This window comes from Lacipirellulaceae bacterium, from assembly GCA_040218535.1.
Taxonomy (GTDB): domain Bacteria; phylum Planctomycetota; class Planctomycetia; order Pirellulales; family Lacipirellulaceae; genus Adhaeretor.
Genome location: JAVJRG010000005.1, coordinates 318,898 through 335,134, shown reverse-complemented (window position 1 = coordinate 335,134; position 16,237 = coordinate 318,898). Strand labels below are relative to the sequence as shown.

13 protein-coding genes are annotated in these 16,237 nt (G+C 55.6%); 8 read left to right on the top strand and 5 right to left on the bottom strand.

All coding sequences use genetic code 11. From position 1 onward, the window contains the following. Positions 1–22: 22 nt before the first annotated feature. On the bottom strand, positions 23–874 hold the full coding sequence (gene lpxA, locus RIB44_01550; protein MEQ8615257.1) for an acyl-ACP--UDP-N-acetylglucosamine O-acyltransferase: 852 nt from the start codon (positions 872–874) through the stop codon (positions 23–25). A gap of 293 nt (positions 875–1,167) precedes the next feature. Between lpxA and RIB44_01545 the strand changes: the two genes are divergently transcribed. Beyond that, positions 1,168–1,506, top strand: a complete 339-nt coding sequence (locus tag RIB44_01545) for a tetratricopeptide repeat protein (protein ID MEQ8615256.1) — start codon at positions 1,168–1,170, stop codon at positions 1,504–1,506. Positions 1,507–1,610: 104 nt separating this feature from the next. Here RIB44_01545 and RIB44_01540 read toward each other — a convergent pair whose 3' ends face one another. The 3 genes from RIB44_01540 to rsmG form a co-directional block, all read right to left on the bottom strand. After that, positions 1,611–2,555, bottom strand: a complete 945-nt coding sequence (locus tag RIB44_01540; GenBank protein ID MEQ8615255.1) for a hypothetical protein — start codon at positions 2,553–2,555, stop codon at positions 1,611–1,613. Between the two features lie 172 nt (positions 2,556–2,727). Then, positions 2,728–3,093, bottom strand: a complete 366-nt coding sequence (locus RIB44_01535) for a DUF3467 domain-containing protein (GenBank protein MEQ8615254.1) — start codon at positions 3,091–3,093, stop codon at positions 2,728–2,730. 113 nt (positions 3,094–3,206) lie between these two features. Then, positions 3,207–3,884: a 16S rRNA (guanine(527)-N(7))-methyltransferase RsmG gene (gene rsmG / locus RIB44_01530; GenBank protein MEQ8615253.1), complete on the bottom strand. Its 678-nt coding sequence runs from the start codon at positions 3,882–3,884 to the stop codon at positions 3,207–3,209. 185 nt (positions 3,885–4,069) lie between these two features. Between rsmG and truB the strand changes: the two genes are divergently transcribed. The 7 genes from truB to RIB44_01495 all read left to right on the top strand — a co-directional run bounded on the left by truB (position 4,070) and on the right by RIB44_01495 (position 14,395). Next, positions 4,070–4,945, top strand: coding sequence for a tRNA pseudouridine(55) synthase TruB (truB, locus tag RIB44_01525; protein MEQ8615252.1), 876 nt, complete (start codon positions 4,070–4,072; stop codon positions 4,943–4,945). A gap of 378 nt (positions 4,946–5,323) precedes the next feature. Next, positions 5,324–8,626: a DNA translocase FtsK 4TM domain-containing protein gene (locus tag RIB44_01520; protein ID MEQ8615251.1), complete on the top strand. Its 3,303-nt coding sequence runs from the start codon at positions 5,324–5,326 to the stop codon at positions 8,624–8,626. Between the two features lie 474 nt (positions 8,627–9,100). After that, a complete protein-coding gene (locus tag RIB44_01515; protein ID MEQ8615250.1) occupies positions 9,101–10,030 on the top strand; it encodes a protein kinase in 930 nt (309 codons plus the stop codon). 43 nt (positions 10,031–10,073) lie between these two features. Next, on the top strand, positions 10,074–10,886 hold the full coding sequence (locus tag RIB44_01510; GenBank protein MEQ8615249.1) for a DUF1338 domain-containing protein: 813 nt from the start codon (positions 10,074–10,076) through the stop codon (positions 10,884–10,886). 27 nt (positions 10,887–10,913) lie between these two features. Next, a complete protein-coding gene (locus RIB44_01505; protein MEQ8615248.1) occupies positions 10,914–12,086 on the top strand; it encodes a saccharopine dehydrogenase C-terminal domain-containing protein in 1,173 nt (390 codons plus the stop codon). After that, complete coding sequence (locus RIB44_01500) at positions 12,083–13,621, top strand: aldehyde dehydrogenase family protein (GenBank protein ID MEQ8615247.1); 1,539 nt, start codon at positions 12,083–12,085, stop codon at positions 13,619–13,621. The genes RIB44_01505 and RIB44_01500 overlap by 4 nt, the downstream gene beginning before the upstream one ends. Before the next feature lie 54 nt (positions 13,622–13,675). Beyond that, complete coding sequence (locus RIB44_01495; protein MEQ8615246.1) at positions 13,676–14,395, top strand: DUF1080 domain-containing protein; 720 nt, start codon at positions 13,676–13,678, stop codon at positions 14,393–14,395. Between the two features lie 156 nt (positions 14,396–14,551). Here the strand turns inward: RIB44_01495 and RIB44_01490 are convergent, their stop codons facing one another. After that, positions 14,552–16,156, bottom strand: a complete 1,605-nt coding sequence (locus RIB44_01490) for an SPFH domain-containing protein (protein MEQ8615245.1) — start codon at positions 16,154–16,156, stop codon at positions 14,552–14,554. Positions 16,157–16,237: the final 81 nt, after the last annotated feature.

Below are 16,237 nucleotides of genomic sequence, written 5' to 3'. Positions count from 1 at the left end.
TTTGAACTGGTATTCAGCACCACTAGCCTGCAAGCCTTTTCCCTTCCACCGATTCTTTTTCCGCTGCCGGATGCAGGCGGATCGCTGCCCGCGGTGGGCTGCGGCGTTCTTGGACGAAACCGCGGCGGCTGTGGCTGAAGAACTCAGCGAACTCCGCGGCGGGGGTGCCGGCGAACTTCTCTTCGACAGCTTCGATCATCTCCTCGAAAGACAAGCCTTCACGGTAGATCAGACGATACGCTTCCTTGAGGCTACTCACGTCATGGCGATCAAAACCGGCGCGGCGGAGGCCAATTCGATTCAGTCCAACAATGAGAGCCGTTTCTCCGTCGGTGAGAACGAACGGTGGAACGTCTTGGACGACGCGAGCACAACCGCCGATCATCGCAAGGCGACCAACCCGACAATGCTGATGCACGGCAACCGCTCCGCCGAGGCAAGCACGGTCGCCCACATGAACGTGGCCTCCCAGGAGGACGTTATTCGTCAGGATGACATTGCTGCCAACCACACAATCGTGCGCGACGTGGGCTCCGGCCATCAGGAAGCAATCGTTGCCGAGCCGAGTTTCGCTGACGGTGTGCAGCGGGCGATGAATGGTGACGTTCTCTCGCAGCGTGCACCGTTCTCCCACAATCACATTCCCAGGTTCACCCGGCGGATTGGTATGTTGGGCGAGTCCGCCGACGACCACATTCTCGTGAATCTGGCACTCGCGGCCGATCGTCACGCCCTGCTTGATCGTCACATGAGCAGCCAGTTTGGAATCTTGTCCGACAACCGCCCCGGCTTCCACGATCGAAAAGGGGCCGATTTCTACGCCGCTGTGCACTTGAGCATGTGGGCTGACTAACGCTGTCGGATGGATCGACACGATGCTGGGTCCTTCGCTGAGGAGTTGCTGCGGTAGCAAAAAGTTGGGCAACTGCCGCGGGAGGCAGTTACTCTTGCTACGTGTGGTATCGGTCAGTCCGGTTATGCGGGGTTAGTGATTGGTAGCATTTCCGCGCGGTTACTTAACAAAACGATTCCCCAAAGTGCTAGCAGTAGTGAATTTCGTCGAGATGCGAATCCTCAGCTTTCGGCACTGGTCGCAGCTAGCACCATTGTTTTAAACTGGTTTCTGACCCAGAAGTAACCCAAGCGAAAGACAGAAAGAGCGATCCGATGAGTGACCAACTGACCCAACTTTATGACGAAGCCGACAAGCTGAAGAACGAAGGCAACCTGGATGGAGCCGTCGAGAAGCTTAACGAGGCACTTGGGATCGATGAGAACTATACGCTGGCTCACTCGGCTTTGGCCGTGGTGCTACAGCGGCAGGGAAAGCATGACGAGGCGATCGCTCATGCGGAGAAGGTCACCGAGCTTGCCCCGGAGGATCCGTTTAGCTTCACAGCGATGAGCGTCACTTATCAGCGCGCCTACGCTGGGACGAACGAAATGAGTTACATCCAGAAGGCTGAGGATGCGATGGAGAAGAGCCGCATCCTGAGCCAGGGATAGCGCGGCAGGTTTCTGAATTCGCGTTGTACTCAATTAGTAAGGGTCTTCAACGCTGGACGAGTCCAGCGGCGAAATCAGGCCGCAGACACACGCTTTAGTTGCTGCTAGGCGTGCTTTCTTCGGACGAGACAACAACTGGCGAATAGTCCAAGGGCCAGCAGGCCGGTCGTTGGTTCAGGGACACTCGTCAGTGTATTGTAACTTTCCAGAGCAGCAATCTGCTGCTGGCTGAGTCCCAAGTCTTCGAGTGATCCGCCCGCCTGTTGGAAAGCGAAGCCGTAGATGAAGCCATCGTCTTCGCCCAGAGTTGCTGTCGAATCCCAGCCATCGTCGTAGCCGTCATCGATGCCGTCGATTTCGCCTTGCTCGGCTCCTTCGACTTCGCCCTCAATGAAGGCAGCTTCGTAAGCAACATCGAAGGCGGGCTGGTAGGCCGCGTCGTAGCCTTCGACTTCGCCAACCTCGACGCCTTCGTCATAGCCGGCGTCGTAGCCTTCGTCGTACCAGTAGGCTGTCCAATCGTACTCTAGTGCGACGAGATTGTAGTCGTAGATGTTGACGCCACTATAGATTGTGATGGAGGAAGAACCTGGCCAGCTACCATACCCTGGGTTCGCTACATAAAGTGACCCAGACCCGAACAAGTTTGTAAAGGCTACGTTGCGTATGCTGTTGGTAGCGCTCGAATTCAAATACTCGGTGTAAGCCTCACCCTCTTTGAAGCCTTCGAGAAAACCAGCAGCAAAGTTTACGACGTAGCTCTCGGCGGCACCGACCTCGTAGGCACCGCTGTAGACGGCGTCGTAGGCCGGTTGATACGCGGTGTCCCAGCCATCATCGAAGCCAGCTTCTTCACCGTCTGCCGTCCCGTCGGTTACGCCGCTGTCATAGCCTTTGCCCCACCCAACTTCATGGCCTTTGTCAAAGCCAAATTGGTAGCCCTCGTCATAGTTCGCCTGGTATTCGTTGGGAACGTAAGCTGATGCTGAAGGTGCGGAAAAAGCAGCCAGTGTTAAGGCTGCAAAGAAACAAGCAAAACGGAAAAGCATCAGGCGCTCGGAGGTTCGAAGATGACTGCTGTGAGGACAGTGTGTGAAACTGCCACCAAGGAAGTGCGGTATTGCGAAAGCAGTTTCGCAATACCGCTAAGCTATCTGAGGCACGCTCAAATGCAAGGAAATACCGGAGAATCCTGGCAGAACTTCAGGATTCTTCAAAAAACTAAGACTGCTGTGGAGCCGCTTGTTGCCCTGGCTGAGCCACAACGCGTTTCTGTACGTCTGTTTCGAGCTTGCCGAAGGCTTGCTCGTGACGCTGCACGGAGAGGTGTAAAGCGTGAAGCATCCGCTTGGCTGTATAGTAATTTGTGACGATCCGCTGAGTGATCTGAACGGGCTCAGACGGCACGCCGAAAGGCTGAGAGTTGAGGCCAAAATCGACAATCAACTCTTCGGGCGTGCCGGTCACGCGGCAAAAGTTGGCGTAAGAGCAAGCCGCCCCGGAATCGTCGACTTGAACGCGTTGCTGCTCTTGAGGTTTTCCCTCAGCGGGGGCGGCTGCTTCAGTTTCTTTCTTTTCGTCGGCCATGGGTAAGTCCTTGTGTTCCGGTTTTGAAGTAGTTGCGGTTCTAATTTTTGGCCCCGATTGGCGGGCTTTCGGCTCCGCGCAAACCATGATTTTAGCGGCTAAACCCCAAGTGACTACTGTTCTTTACGCCACAGCTTCAGAATAACGCTCTCGCCGCCACCCAGCATGGGGTATTCGCTCAGTTTGCGAAGTTCCAAGGGTTTCATGAACCCACGATGGCGTGCTTCAGCTCGCTCCTCGACCCAGCTTCGCCCTTTGATTAGCAGTAGCTCCTCGAAGGCGTCCCAGTGCAGGTTGAACCAGTAGAGAAGCTTCGCCATCGGCGCAACGGCCCGTGCTGTGAGTGTGTTGTAGGTTGAGAGTTCAAGTGCTTCTTCCGCGCGACAGGCGAGCACCGGGACGGAGAGGCCCAACTCTTCGACCATCGCAAATAGTGCCTTGGCTTTCTTTTGTGTCGACTCGCAAACGCTAACCTTCAGATCCGGTCGGCAAATGGCGATTACCAAACCGGGCACGCCGCCACCAGAGCCAACGTCCAACACTCGATTGCCTTGCTCGATATGCTTGGCGAGTTCCAGGCTATCGACCACATCGCGCCCGACAAACTTTGCCAGCGTGGTGTGCCGCGTGAGGTTCATCGTTTCGTTGGTTCGCCAAAGGACTTCACGGTAACGGTCGAGCAGTTCGACTTGGCTGGGCTCGAGTTCGATCTCAAAGTGCGCAAGCGCCTCGGTGAGCTTTTGGAACTCGGGGTCGGGCGTCGGCTGGTCGGTGGTAGGGTTTTCTGACAAACTTCAGTGTTCGATCAAGGGCGATACGAGATGGGAACAGCAACATATATTATCGCGCAAATAAAACTCTCTCGCTAGAGTCGCTCTCATCGGCATCACGCTTGAGCCGAGGAGCGTCAGCTCTCGGGTGACAGCGCAACCAAGTTTTAACCCGAGAGCTGACGCTTCTCGGCTCAGAAGTTCTTATGTTCGGCATTCTCAATATCAACAAACCGGCAGGTTGCACTTCGCGCGACGTGGTGAACCGCGTGCAGAGGATCGTCAAACCTGTGAAAGCAGGACATGCGGGGACGCTTGACCCACTTGCGACGGGCGTGCTGGTGGTGTGCCTTGGCGGAGCGACGCGCCTGATTCAGTACGTTCAACAGATGCCAAAGACTTATCGCGGGATATTCTTGCTCGGGCAGTCGAGCCCAAGCGACGATGTCGAAACGGAAATCACAAACTATGCCGATGTGCCGATTCCGACGATTGAGCAGATTGAGGCGGTACTTCCTACCTTCATTGGCACGATCCAACAACGACCGCCTGCCTACTCGGCGATCAAGCAGCAAGGACAACGCGCTTACAAGTTGGCTCGCGAAGGGAAGCAGGTCGAGTTGGCAGCGCGGCCCGTTGAGATCTACGAAATCACCGTTGATGGATTTGAGTACCCCGAACTTCAGTTGACCATCCATTGCGGCAGCGGGACCTACGTAAGAAGCATTGGACGCGATCTGGCTGAAGCTTTGGGCACGAAAGCAGTGATGAGCGGGCTAGAGAGGACGGCGATTGGGAGTTTTCGGGTTGAGGAATCTTTAGCGACCGATGCGATCGAACCGTCTACCTTAGAAACACACCTTTTGCCTGCAATCAGAGCGGTCGAAGCAATTCCGCGGCTGACTCTGGGTGAGAAAGAGTGGCAAGAGATCTCGCATGGTCGAGAGATCAAATCAGACGTTTCGCTGGGCGAAATAGACGAAGTAGCGGCAGTGAACTCTCAGGGAGAATTGGTCGCACTGCTCAAAACTCTCGGTAATGGGCGGTATCGTGCGACGCGGAACTTTCTGAAGCCTTCGTGACTGGGAGTTTAACCCCGCAGCTCGCGCTGGGGGCTAGAACTGGAAACCATGGAACCGCTAGCCACCAGCGCAAGCTGTGGGGTTCTAGGCTGCGATTCGCTTGTAGCGTTCATTCCAGTTCGCACGATTACACGCATTTGCGCTACCACGTAAAGCGTGTCGCACGCCCAGCGACTTCTAAGCTAGCGGACGCCCGGTGGCCGAAGTTCTTGATAAGGCTCTGGACTGGACTCGTGAGTCTTTAGGGACAATTTAGCTGGGCACGGATGCGCCCAATAAGAGAGCCGCCAGCGAAGGCTTGCTGCGTGGGTTCTTACTCTGTTTGACCGAAGCGTATCCTCAGCCCCCTGATTGTCGCCTATGTTCGAAAATCGGAGCTTGAAGCTCGATCTATTCTCGCTCTTGCTGCTCGTGGTCGCCGCGTTGGTGGGGACAGCGCTGTGGACTTATGACGCCACCGATCCGCCCAGTACGCTCGTTTTTCCACCCAAGGAAACGATTAGCAACGCGTGTGGTGCCGCCGGTGCTTATGTCGCGCACTATTTGTTTAGCAGCGTCGGCTACGCAGCCATCTATGTGGCGGCTTCGTTGGCAGTGACGGCGCTGATCTTGATATTTCGCCGTGCTGTGGATCAGCCGGTGCTTCGTGGGTTCGGATGGACCGCATCGTTGATTGCGGTCGCCACGCTGGCGACGATGGCCTTGCCGAACTCGACTCCCGGCCCAGAAATTGGCGCAGGAGGTTATGTCGGGGCGATGGGGCACGCGCTGTTGGAATCGCACTTCGCTTCCTTCGGTGCCTACATTCTCGCCTTCGCTGTGCTGCTGGCCGGCATCCTGCTTTCGACCGATTACTTCCTCTTGCGGTTCGCAACAACCACCACCGCTGTCGGCGGGGCTGGGCTCGTGAAGGTTGGTCGCATCGGCGGACGGGTTGCGTCGCTAGGCTCGAACCGACGCAAGACGGACCTCGACGATATTGCAGAACTCGAGGACGACGAGGAGGCAGAATACGAGTACGAAGAGGAAGCCGAGGGCGAAGATGAGGAGTATGATTACGAGGAAGAAGACGAGGAGGACGCCGAGTGGGAGGACGAAGAGGAGGAAGAAGCCGATCCTGAGCCGTTAACGATCAAAACGCCCGCACCCAAAGAAGAAACCCCGGCAAACCCCGCGGCAGAAGTAGCAACAGGGGCTGCTGCGGTTGCGAGTGGACTAAAAGAAAAACTGGCCGGCGCGTTGCGGATCAAGAACCCCAATACCAAGCGCGACGAGCGGACGGAAATCATCGAACAGCTTGAAGCGGCCGATCATCAAGGGGTCGACGATCTCGACTACCAGCTTCCGCCGCTCGATTTGCTGCTCGAAGCGGAAGACGTTTGCTACGAGGACTACGAACGAGAGGTCCGCCGTCGGGCGAAGGTTCTCGAGAAAACATTCGCGAACTTCGGCTTCAACGTGAAAGTCGTCGAGATCGAAACAGGGCCGGTCATTGCGCAGTATGAACTGGAACTCGAGGCTGGCCTGCGTTTAGCGAAGATCATGAACCTCGCGGACGATATTGCCGTCGCGCTGCGCGTGCCGGGTGTGCGTATCGTCGCGCCGCTGCCGGGTAAGAACTCCGTCGGGATCGAAGTCCCCAACGACACGCGCCAAGTCGTCCGTATGCGTGAGGTGATCGAGGAAGCCAACGGTAAAGCACGACGGATGAAGATCCCCATCTACCTGGGCAAAGATGTCACCGGTAATCCGATGGTCGTGGACCTTGCCAAGCTACCTCACTTGCTGATCGCGGGTCGCACGGGCACCGGTAAGAGTGTCTGCTTGAACTCGATCATCGTCTCGATGCTCATGAGTCGCGGACCTGATGAAGTGCGGATGCTGATGATCGACCCGAAGATGGTCGAGCTTTCCGGCTACAAGAAACTGCCGCACCTGATGCACCCGGTGGTAACCGACATGCGCAAGGCGGAAGCGATCCTCGCCTGGTCGGTCGACAAGATGGAAGAGCGTTATGAGCTGCTCGCCAAAGCGGGCGTGCGACAGATTTCCGTCTATAACGAGTTGAGCGAGGAAGAACTGCGCGACCGTATGCAGCCACGGAGCGATGCTGAGTGGGAACAGATTCCCAAGAGCTTGCCTTACATCGTGATCGTGGCGGACGAAATGGCCGACTTGATCATGACCTGCGGCAAAGAGGTCCAGGACCACATCATTCGTCTGGCACAGAAGAGCCGGGCGGTTGGTATTCACTTAATTCTCGCGACGCAAAAGCCAACCGTCGATGTGATCACCGGTCTGATCAAGAGTAACTTGCCCGCGCGGATTGCCTTCCAAGTTGCCAGCCGTACCGATAGCCAAGTGGTGCTCGATGCGAACGGTGCCGACAAGCTGCTTGGCAACGGCGACATGCTGTTCCTCTCCCCAGGGACGAGTACCCTGCTGCGTGGGCAGGGGACGTTCCTTTCCGACGACGAGATCACTGACATCACGGACTTCGTGGGGACCGACTCGCCACAGTTCGCCAAAGAACTGATCGAGTTGAAGACCAAAGAGGAGCAAGAAGCTGCCTCCGCGGGTGGGCCCGCGGACGATCGCGATGAACTTTACAATGAAGCGGTGGAAATCGTCATCCGCGAGCAGCGCGGCAGTGTTTCGTTGCTGCAACGCTGCTTGAGCATTGGCTACGGTCGCGCGGCACGGCTGATCGACTTCATGGCCGAGGATGGAATCGTCGCTGCCTACAACGGTGCGAAGGCCCGTGAAGTCACCATGACGATGGCCGATTGGCTCGCCCGCAATGGCGAGGAAGAGCCCGAGGTCGATCCCGATGAGCCTGTCACCGCGGTGACGGTTCCGCCGAAGCCACCCCGGCCTACGAAGATCACACCGCCAGCGAACGTCGATGAGCCGAGTGACCTGGAGAAACTGCCCACGGCGAAACCGACAAGCGGAAGGCGGATTCGCTTGGATGGACCGGCTACTGAGAAGAGCTTCGGCGCGACCGAGCCCGCCGTAACCGAACCCGCAACCGCGGCCACAGCGATGCTTGCTGCCCCGGTGGCGAAGTCGGCTTCGGCGATTGCACCGTGGGAGGATGAGGTCGGTGAACTGAATCCTGAGGCGATTGATTCTGCGATTACCGATATCGAAGAGACCATTGAGGAGGAATTGGCTGCCGATGGCCAGCCTGAAGAAAGCGTTCTTGAAGAAGATGCCGTGGATGAAAGTGCGCAAGAACTAAATTCTTCTGCGCAGTTGGAAGTCGACGCGGCAAGCGAAGCGGAGGAAGATGAATCGGAAGCTGCTGCAATCGTTGAAGAGGAGATTGATGAGGAAGCCTCCGACGAGATAGAGGAAGAAGCGTTGGAGGATGAGGAGGACGAACTCGAGAGGTGCGAACCCACCGAGGACGAGTCTTCCGATGACGAGGAAGAGTACGAGTACGAAGAAGACGACTCGCTTGAAGACCCTGAAGAAGAGTCCGAAGCCAGCGAGGAGTGGTACGACGAAGACGACGACGTTGAGCTCTCTGAGGATGAAGAGTGGGAATACGAGGACGACGAATCTGAAGAAGAGGACGAACTCGATGCGGACGAGGATGAGGAGTACGATTACGAAGAGGAAGACGATGGCGAGCTGGCAGAGGATGAGGAGTGGGAATACGAAGACGAGGAGTAAGCTGCAATGGCGATTAACTATGGACTTCTGTATCGCGAGCTTGTTCTCAGCCACAATCAGCTTAGAATCTAAATGTATTGATAGTGCCGTTGCATGGTCTCTGCATCAGTGATTTTCGAGCAGAAAGCTAAATCAATGACCACCCTAAATCTAGACAAAGTATTGTTCGACGTCGCGAAAGAATGTGCCGATAGAGGACCTGGATTCTCGCAAGAAAGTGTCGTACTGCGAGAAGTCCAGAAGAAGCTATCGATTAGTGACATCGAAGACCAGCAGAGAGTACTTGATGCGTGGCACAGATTGTTTCATTCGGGAAAACTCGTTTGGGGATATGATCTCTCGAACCCCAGCTCGCCTTTTTTCCATGTTGCTATCGATAGGTAACTCTCGTTCCTGCGTTTGCGAGAATACAAATGGTTCAATGGACTTGCTCTATGAACACGGTCCCTCTTCTTAACTTCTTGCCGGTGACTAATGAACGAGATCGAAAAGGACCAATTGAAGCTTGAGTTCAAAGAGACAATAGAATCCAACTCTGGAACTTGGTATAGCAATCTACAGTTCCTTGGCAAAGGCGGGGCAGCAGTAACCTACCTTATGCTTGCTACAAATGGATCTAACGAGGGAACGACATTCGCACTGAAGATTTTTCGTCGAGTATCCAAACCAGAAAGGCGCGATGCTTTCCTCAAAGAAGTTGGGTTTCTGAGAACTTGCGAGCATCCTTGCGTAATGCGAGTGTTCGACGAGGGGCTATACCAAGACGATTGTCCTTTCGTTGTAGCAGAGTACTTGCCACGAACGCTTCTGGATGTTATCCGAAGCAACAATTCCAGTTTGGTTGAAAAGCTTAGCTTCTCTCTGCAGTTGTTGTCCTCGCTAAACTATTTGTCAGAACTCGATGACCAGGTTGTCCATCGCGATATCAAGCCAAAGAATATATTTGTGAAAGGCCGCTCCTGTGTTCTAGGCGACTTCGGGCTCATGAAACTCGTAAGTGACCAAAGTGCGGACGAGCAAGCAGGTGAGTTCATGAAGCAAAGTGTAGGCCCAGGGATGCCATTCTTCCACAGAACACCCGACCTCGTTGAATATGCCAAGGGAGAATCTCAACTCTCAGTAGCTAGCGACGTTTTTCAGATGGGCTTGGCTTTGGCACAATTATTCACGGGACGAAACCCCCAGAAGAGGGCCGCCAACAATCAGCATCTTTCCAAGGTTGAACTTGAAAAACTCAGATTTGTACCTGGAATGCTTGGCCCTCAGATCGCAGACCTCATTAAAAATATGCTGGAGTTCAATCCGGAAAAACGAATATCAGTACGCGATGCTCTGGCGGTATGTAGCGGCTTATTTATTACTGCTGCGGAAAGATCAAATGCACTAGAGGGACGTATCTTCTAGCACTACTCTTAAATTGACATTCAATGAACTATGGGAATCAACAATGAATATCGACCAGTTCTTCGCGGCCCTCTGGGACGATTACGTTGCGATGACGCCCCAAGCGGCTCGGATCAAGGCTGCTTTTGAGGAACGCGGCGAGACCGTTCTCAACGACCATGTCGCCTTTCGTACTTTGGCGCTCGAGCCAATCGGCCTCGAGAAACTAGAACCACATATCCTGGCTCTCGGTTACCAGCGATTTGAGCCGTACGAGTTTCCCGCCAAGAAACTCAAAGCGTTTGGCTACTTGCCGCCACAGCCCGACTTTCCACGGATTTTTCTTTCCGAGCTAATGGTCGATCAGCTCTCGCCTGCTGCACAAGAGGTTTTGCAGAAGTGCGCGGCTCAAGTTGATGCCAGTCGCGTAGACAGCCCCGACGTGCTTTGGGCCGGGCGGCTGTGGGAGCCGATCTCCTTCGACGAATATGAAACGCTGCTCGCGGAAAGTGAGTACGCCGCATGGCTCACAACGGTCGGTATCCGTCCGAATCATTTCACCATAAGCGTGAACGGTCTTGAGAAGCATACCGAGGTGGAAGACGTCCTGAAGGTCGTCGAATCGCTCGGCCTTGCCGTGAATGATTCTGGCGGCAGAGTGAAGGGCTCGCCCGCGGTGTTGCTTGAGCAGGGCTCCACCATGGCCGACCAACTGCCGATGCCATTCGCCGATGGCGGCGAGCTTGCCGTACCGACCTGCTACTACGAGTTCGCCAAGCGTTACCCGGATGCCGACGGCAACCTGTTCCAAGGCTTCGTGGCGGCAAGTGCGGACAAAATCTTTGAATCAACCGACACGAAAGAAGCTCAGAAATAAGAGCCGGAAACAATAAGAGGAAGCCTTTTGAGTTCAGCGAAAACGAAAGTCACGATCCTGGGCGCTGGTAAAATCGGCGGCGCGGTCGCGCGTATCCTCCATCACTCAGGACGCTACGAAGTCCTCGTTGGCGATCTGTCGGAACAGGCTCTTGAGCGACTTAAAAAAGAGACCCCCGTCGAGACGGCCGTCGTCGACGTCACCAAGCAGGACAAGGTCGTCAAAGCCATCAGTGGTTCGCGGGCCGTGCTTTCCGCCTGCCCTTTTGACCAGAACGAGGGAATCGCGCGGGCAGCTTTGGAGGCGGGTGTCAGCTACTTCGACCTCACTGAAGATGTCGCCACGACCAAAGCCGTGCGGGAGATTGCCGACAAGTCAGCCGACGGGCAAATCTTTATGCCGCAGTGTGGTCTGGCGCCTGGGTTTATCGGTATCCTGGCCCATGATCTCTGCCAAGGCTTTGAAAAGCTTGACCGGGTGAAGATGCGCGTGGGGGCGTTGCCGCTCTACCCAACGAACCTTCTGAAGTACAACCTCACATGGAGCACTGACGGTCTGATCAACGAGTATTGCAATCCTTGCGAGGCCATTCGCAATGGAGAACGCATCGAACTGCAGCCGATGGAGGGGCTCGAACATTTTGCCCTCGATGGTGTTGACTACGAAGCGTTCAACACGTCTGGCGGCCTGGGGACGCTCACCGAAACGCTCGCTGGGCAGGTCGCTGATCTTGATTACAAAACGGTTCGCTACATTGGCCATCAGTACTTGATGACATTCCTGCTACAAGGTCTTCGTCTCGACGGGCGGCGTGATCTGCTCAAGGAATTACTCGAGCAGGCCGTGCCGCTCACGAATCAGGATGTCGTCCTAACCTTCTGCACAGTTACGGGCTGGCGCGACGGGCATTACGAGCAAGTCGCCGACGCGCGGAAGATCTACCATGGCGAGCTTTGTGGTAAGCCCGCGAGTTCGATTCAGATAACCACCGCGACCAGTCTGTGTGCCGTGCTTGATCTGCACGTAAACGGCCAACTGCCAAAAAGTGGCTTCGTACGCCAAGAAGATGTCAAGCTTGCCGACTTTTTGGATAATGAATTCGGTAAGCCTTACGAGTCGGCCAAGCAAGTGCGCGAACCGATTGCCGCGGCTCGAAAGTTGGCGGCTGACCTAACAACGGGGCTGGGAACTACGACATGAACGTCACGTCCAAACTTCTTCCGGATCTGATTGCCGATGCCGCTCCAGGTTGCGTGATCGGCGGCAGGGCGACTGCGGGCTCAGGGGAGTTGCTACATCCCAACTCTCCGATTGACGGTAAACCGACCTTGCCCGTTTCGAGCAGTTCCTCCGATCAGCTCGATAGCGCTATTGCCGCGGCCCAAGAGTCGTTCCGCGTTTGGCGAAGCGTCCCGGCTCCGCGACGCGGTGAGCTAGTTCGTCAGGTTGGCGACTTGGTTCGTCAACACAAAACCGAACTCGCTGAGTTGGTTTGCCTGGAGGCAGGCAAGATCATGCCGGAGGCTGAGGGCGAAATCCAGGAGTGGGTCGATGTTTGCGAATTTGCCGTGGGACTCTCTCGCCAACTCTACGGCAACACGATTGCCAGTGAACGGCCCGAGCATCACCTCATCGAACAGTACCAACCGTTGGGCCCGATCGGTGTAATTTCTGCGTTCAACTTTCCGGCTGCCGTCTGGGCGTGGAACACGATGATCGCGCTCGTCTGCGGCGACACCGTGGTTTGGAAACCTTCGGAACAGACGCCGCTCACCGCACTGGCTTGCCATGAAATGGTCCGACGTGTGGCAGAGAACTTTGACGGGGCACCCGATGCACTTTCAAGCGTCGTCATCGGCGATGCGGAAATTGGCAAAGCACTGGCTGCTGATTCGAGGCTTCCGCTGATCTCCGCAACTGGCTCCACACGGATGGGCCGTACCGTGGCGGAGGTCGTCGGCGCGCGGCTTGGCCGCAGCCTCTTAGAATTGGGCGGCAACAATGCGATGATCGTTGCCCCGTCGGCGGATTTGGAACTGGCGGTCCGCGCGATCGTGTTTGCCGCAGTCGGAACGTGCGGGCAGCGTTGTACGAGTCTGCGGCGGCTGATCGTCCATCGCGATCTAGTCGACAAGCTCAGCGATCGCTTGCAGTCCGCCTACGCGTCGCTCCCCATTGGAGACCCACGTGACGAGGGAACGCTCGTCGGGCCACTGGTCAGTGCGGCAGCGCTCGAAAAAATGCAGGCGAGCATCGAAGCTGCGAAAGGGCAGGGTGGCAAGCTGATCTGCGGAGGTGAACCGCGTACCGAGGGCGTTCCCGCAGGCGGAACTTACGTCGAGCCGGCTCTGATGCTGATGCCCAAGCAAACCGAAATCATGCTCGAGGAAACCTTCGCTCCTCTGACTTACTTGATTGACTACGATTCACTCGATGAAGCAATCGAAATGCACAACGCGGTGCCACAGGGACTTTCCTCCTCAATCTTCACCGGAGACGTGCGCGAAGCACACCGCTTCATCAGTGCCACAGGCAGCGACTGCGGTCTGGTCGGTGTGAACATCGGCACGAGCGGTGCCGAAATTGGCGGTGCGTTCGGCGGCGAGAAAGACACCGGCGGCGGCCGTGAGAGCGGTTCCGACTCCTGGAAGCAGTACATGCGACGGTCAACGGCGACGATCAACTACGGCTCGGCCTTGCCGCTTGCTCAGGGGATTGAGTTCGGCAATGATTAGGACTCGTTTCGCGGCCTAATCTTTCGATCTCTCCCCCCACCGGAAATCTTCGCCATGTTCTTTCGCGCGTCGTTCGTTTCTTTATTTTTTGCGGCATCCCTCAGTTGCCTGACCGAAGCGAAGGAGACCGCCGACTGGGCAGCGTCGGTGAAACTTCCCGCGGGCGAAGAAGCGATCTCGTTGTTTAACGGCAAGAATCTTGACGGGTGGGAGGGGAACTTCGAGCTGTTTTCCGTTAACGACGGTGCGATCAGGGCGCACAATCCGCCAGGAGTTGTTGTGCCGATGAGTACCTACTTGTTTACGAAAGATTCATTTCGCAACTTCCGACTTCTGCTCGAAGTTAAGCAATCGGTGGGTAAGGATTTCCACATCATGCACTCAGCAGTCGCGGCACTTGGAAAGAGGATATCGACACCGCGAAATAAGTTTGGCTTTCACGGGCCTCTGCTGATGTTCTGCCAAGATTGGGGAATCTACGATGCAGGCGGACGAGGACGCATTGCCCCACCAGGACAGAAGGACCCGATTCATGTAGCTCCTTATGAGAAGCTCGGCGAGTGGAACCAGCTGGAAATGTTGGTCAATGGAAATCGCATTCGCATCGTCAGCAACGGACAACTGGTCTGCGACTACACCGAAGAGCCCAGCCGCCTGAGAATCTGCCCCCTGGGCCTCCAGTTGCACAACAACAAGGTCCAGCAAGAGTTCCACTTCCGCGGGCTGATCGCTGTGCGGAGTCCTGCGGATGAGTTGGTGACGCTCAAAGAGTAGCTAGGTCCTCCAGGCCTGAGTCTTCTCAACACAAGCCTGCGAAGTATGGCAAGAAGCGTGCAGAAAATTCAAGTATGATTTATTGCCACCGATGGACACGTCGCTCGGACACCACGAGACCGATTCGTGTGATTCGCGCAATTCGTTGACAAAAAATCATCTGCCTGCTTTGGGCTTCGGAGCTTCGCTCACCATTGTGTCGAGCATCGTGCCAATCAGAGCCGTGGTTTGGGCGTCGCCGCTCTTGCCGTTGGCTTCGCCGACGACCATCACGCGAGGCGTGATCGAGATGTTCCGCTCACCTATGATCTTTAGCAGTTCGATCATTGCCGCGTTGCCGCTGCCGATTTGCTCAGCGATTTGCTTGTAAGCAGCGGCTTGAGCTTCGGCCTTGATCTTCACGGCTTCCGCCTCCGCCCCCGCGGCGATGATTTGCTTTTCCTTGTCTTGCTCGGCAATTTGGACTTCATATTTCGCAGTGGCCAAACGCATTTCTTCTTGGGCTTCTTGCTTCGTACGGGTTAGCTCTTTCTCTTGCTCGGCAGCCCGCTGCTGTTCTCGAAAGGTTTCCTGCTCCTGAAGAGCGATTTCTCGGTCCGTCTGTGTTTTTAAGAGTTGGCCAAGAGTCTTCTCATCGCCAACGTCGCCAATAGCCACATCGGTAATCGTAACACCAATTTTGGATAATTCTTCCTGGAGGGCATCGCGGGATTGCGACTCTTGTTCGGAACGTTGTTGGACGTAACTCAGTGCCTTCACATCTTCAGCGTTGTTGCGAAAGATCGAACGGACCTTGGAATTCATCACGCGTCTCAGCCCCTCTTGGTCGTCGCCTACGGATGCAACCAGCAATGGCGCGTTACGCGGTTCGATCACATAGGCGATTCGAACATCAACGGGGAAGGTAAAACCATCGGATGTACGAACCATGATTTCACGTTCCTCACTACTGTCAGAGCGTTGCCCCTGACTGGCTGTGTAGTGAACGATCTTCTCTTGGGTTGAGACTTTCTCCACCTCGTAAGCCTTTGAATGGCTGTACTCGTAGAACTGCCCTGGCTCCAAAGGACTGCGCCAGATTCCACGTTGGCCTTTACTGACAAGGCGATCTTGGCCCCGCTCCAGTTCGGGATCGCGGTCCGTGACTGCATCGCCGACGTTTGATTTCACCACACCGACTTCTGTCTTACCGATCGTCAGCAACGGAGCAGGCTCCATTTTGAACAACTTCGGATTGAAGCGATGAAGCCCCGGCTTAAGCACCGAGGTTTGTGGCCCTTTGTGCCCGCCACCTTCGGTCAAGAAATAGCGAGCATCGGTGAGCATCTGCTTACGCGTCTCCGGCGACCACTCGGGAGCGTAGGTCATCCCCGGCGGAAGCGGCTTCCCGTCCGAAGCGGTCAGCATGCCAACTTGTCCCTGTTCAATTTCGACGACTGGGTACATCTCGATATCGTAGATGAAAGGCCAGTACCAAGGCTGCCAGCCTGGAGGAAGAATCTCTGCCTGTGGTCCTTTTTCTCCATCGGTGGCAATGATCTGTCCTGGCGGAAGTGATTTCAAACCAATGCTCTTGCTCACAACGCCAATGGAATCTTCACCGACGTGCCGGAAAGAAGCCAAAACGAAGGACAACATCAACACCACAAACGCCGCGCCTATACCTATTGCCCTGACGGACCGATTCTTGGCTTGAAACGCGCCGGCAACGAGCAGGCCTGCCAATACAATACCGATGAACAGAATCGTCGAAGAAACCATTTTCTTAATCGCTTTCTTAATACTCGAGGGACGCTCGCTAATGAGCGTAGTGCGGGGAGTTTCCAGCTCGAGAGTGTAGCT